The organism is Actinomadura geliboluensis (assembly GCF_005889745.1).
Lineage (GTDB): Bacteria > Actinomycetota > Actinomycetes > Streptosporangiales > Streptosporangiaceae > Spirillospora > Spirillospora geliboluensis.
This window is the reverse complement of record NZ_VCKZ01000664.1, coordinates 1-2,657: the sequence shown is the minus strand read 5'-3', so window position 1 is coordinate 2,657 and position 2,657 is coordinate 1. Positions and strand designations below refer to the sequence as shown.

Annotated in this window: 4 protein-coding genes and 1 tRNA gene; 2 read left to right on the top strand and 3 right to left on the bottom strand. The window is 67.6% G+C overall.

Translation table 11 applies throughout. The annotated features are described in order from the left end of the window. On the bottom strand, positions 1-978 hold a 978-nt coding region (locus tag ETD96_RS43235), incomplete at its 3' end, for an NAD(P)/FAD-dependent oxidoreductase (protein ID WP_138642265.1). A 497-nt stretch (positions 979-1,475) separates the two neighbouring features. On the opposite strand from ETD96_RS43235, the gene ETD96_RS43230 reads away from it, so the two are divergent. After that, positions 1,476-1,563 (top strand) — tRNA-Ser (locus tag ETD96_RS43230). A 279-nt stretch (positions 1,564-1,842) separates the two neighbouring features. On the opposite strand, the gene ETD96_RS43225 is transcribed toward ETD96_RS43230, so the two are convergent. Further along, a complete protein-coding gene (locus tag ETD96_RS43225) occupies positions 1,843-2,028 on the bottom strand; it encodes a hypothetical protein (RefSeq protein ID WP_138642264.1) in 186 nt (61 codons plus the stop codon). A gap of 300 nt (positions 2,029-2,328) precedes the next feature. Between ETD96_RS43225 and ETD96_RS47855 the strand changes: the two genes are divergently transcribed. Then, the gene (locus ETD96_RS47855) at positions 2,329-2,451 is read left to right on the top strand and encodes a hypothetical protein (RefSeq protein WP_274704690.1); all 123 of its coding nucleotides are present in this window, start codon (positions 2,329-2,331) and stop codon (positions 2,449-2,451) included. A 38-nt stretch (positions 2,452-2,489) separates the two neighbouring features. Here the strand turns inward: ETD96_RS47855 and ETD96_RS48355 are convergent. Next, the coding region (locus ETD96_RS48355; RefSeq protein WP_171069528.1) for an IS3 family transposase at positions 2,490-2,657 on the bottom strand (168 nt) is incomplete at its 5' end.

The window sequence follows — 2,657 nt, the reverse complement described above, 5'->3', positions numbered from 1 at the left end:
CAGGGTCAGATGGGTATAAGAGACAGGCCGGCGGCGGAGCAGGGCGAACGGTTTGAGGTTGTCCAGGGCGAGGACGGCCGAGATGGATCCGTCTCGGCGGTAGGTCGCCACGAACGGGCCGTCCAGGCTGCCCTCCTCGACCGTGAACCTGTCGCCGGGGTGTGGATGCCCTGCCAGTTGGAGATGGCTGCCGTATTGGTCGGACCATACGTAGGGCACCGGATCGTACTTGGGCAGCGTGGCGATTTCCTGGCCGCGCAGCTCTGCCAGGAGGGCCTTTGCCGCGGTGACGGGCATGTCGCGCGCGTTCGTCCAATGCTCGATGCGGTGGCGGCCGTGACGGCCGCGATGGTTGGCGACGTCCCCGGCCGCGACGACACCGGGGACGTCGGTGCGTCCCCACTGATCGGTCAGGACGCCGTTCGCGCAGCCGATTCCCGAGCCGTCCAGCCATTCGACGTTCGGGGCCGCGCCGACACCGGCCACCACGATGTCGGCCGGGAGCCGTGTTCCATCGTCGAGCAACACCGTGTACGCCTGTTTTTCGCCGATGACGCGCTGTGCGGTGCGGCCGGTGATCACGTGTACGCCGTTGTCCTTGTGCATCCGGGCCAGGGCGGTGGCGGCCGGTGCGCCGAGCCGTGACAGCAGGGGGACCCGCTCGGCCTCGACCATGGTCACCTCGTTCCCGAGCCGGCGTGCGGACGAGGCGACCTCTGCCCCGACGAACCCGCCGCCGATCACGACCAGGTGGCCGCCGGTGCGCAGGTCGGCGCGCAGCCGCAACGCGTCGTCCAGCGTGCGCAGCGCGTGGACGCCCTCGGGTGCGCCACGCAGGCGGCGCGCGCGGGCGCCCGTGGTGATGACAAGGCCCGCGACAGTGAGTTGGTGTTTGTTGGATAGGGATAGGCGCCGGTCGCGCGAGTCGAACGCGGTCGCGGTGACGCCGAGGCACCACTCGGCGCGCAGTGCCCGCATCCCGTCCTCGTCGAGCAGGGCCAGGTCGGCGTCGTCGCAGGTGCCGAGCGCGCCGAAGGATACGAGAACCGGCTGGTCCTGGTCTGCCCGACCGGACCCGCCCCGATCACCGCCACATCGTGCGTCAGCTCCCGCGCGCTCATCCCTGTTCCTTGCGGGGGGACGACCCCCGGTTCGCTTCGCTCATCCTTGGAGCTCTTCCCAGACGAGGCGGTCACGCTCGGCGGTCCAGACGCGGGGCCGCTCGATGTTGCCGCCGATGAGTCGACCTTGCCCGAGGTGGGGCCGATGTAGGTCAACATCGTTACGGGACGCCACCACAGTCCGCTGCCCGGACGAACATGGTCGGATGTGCCACGCCTGAGGCTCTGGGACCCAGATCCTGCAGGTTCGTTCGCTCGTTGTTTGCTCGTATGTCGCGGAACGCGTTACCAGTAGACGGCATAAGGCGCCATCGCGGGCCGCTGTTATTTCCGCATAATGGGACGGAACAACAGGCGCCGGCATCCGGAATAATTGGCCGACAGCTTTGACCTCGGACTTCTAATCCGACGGTCGCGGGTTCGAATCCTGCCGGGCGCGCCACCGTATGACCTGCAGTCTTACCGCTGCCAAGATCCAAAGTTCTGTCCCGCTTTGTCCTCGTGTTCGCCCGGGTATCGCGGACCTGTCGCCGCCACCCCAGCGAACGGCCGTAATCGCCTACTCACCCGCCGCCCTGGCCCCAGCGACCATGCGATCGCTGGAGCGCCGTTGTACAGGCCGTCGCCGCCGTTGCCGCTGGCTGGGTGACCGTGGACGGCGCGGGTGTCCGCGCCCCGGCACGGTTCGGGGCACGGACGCCCGCGCGGCGAATCCGGTGGGTCAATCTGAGGAGGTCATGGCCTCGGTGTCTCCGCCAGCCGGATGAGGCGGCCCGGCGATGCCGTTTCGTCGGTCCGGCAGCACCAGAATCTCGGTGTCCTTCTCACGATCAGTCATCGGGAGAAAGCGGAGGGCCGCGAAGGTGTTCGCCACAGTCAAGTAGGCCAATCGCAACGGCACAGCCACCCACCATCCCTCGGCAACCGCCTCGCTGCGGCCTGTCCTTGCGACCGATCAAGCCCCATGTCGGAGCCCACGTCCTGCACGTCCCACCCTGCACGGACGTAGTCTTCGGCAGGCACAGGAGGTGGGGATCGCCGGACGGGATACCCGTTCTGCTGTGTGCGGGTGCGGCTACAAGCCGGTGGCTCGGCTTCGGCGGAGGTGTCGTCGAGACGCTCGGTTCGTCTGGTTTCCGTGGACCGCCCTGGGCTCGGTGTCTCCACACCTGCACCAGGGCGAACCTTCTCCGACTTCGCCGGTGACATGCGTCAGCGGGCCGCGTCCGACTCGGACGGCGCCGAGGAGTTCTTCGCCGGCTTCACCGCCGAGGCCAATGACACCAGCCATTCACCCGACAGCGGAGCACTCCTCGCCACCCGCATGTGAGGTTCCCCCCGTAGCACGGACAGCCGGCGTGAGATGGGTCAGGTGGCCGTAGTCGAGGAGCGGTGTCGTTCCTCGTAGTCCACCGGACTGAGCATTCCGATGCTGGAATGCCTTCTGAACGGGTTATACCAGCACTCGATCCATTCAAACACCGCGGCTGCGAGCTCGGCTCTTGTTTGCCATTTCCTGGTGTCGAGGAGTTCGAG

What these genes read in the sequence shown, in the direction of transcription:
- ETD96_RS47855 (WP_274704690.1), top strand. Translation starts at nt 2,329, where the DNA reads ATGCGTCAGCGGGCCGCGTCCGACTCGGACGGCGCCGAGGAGTTCTTC.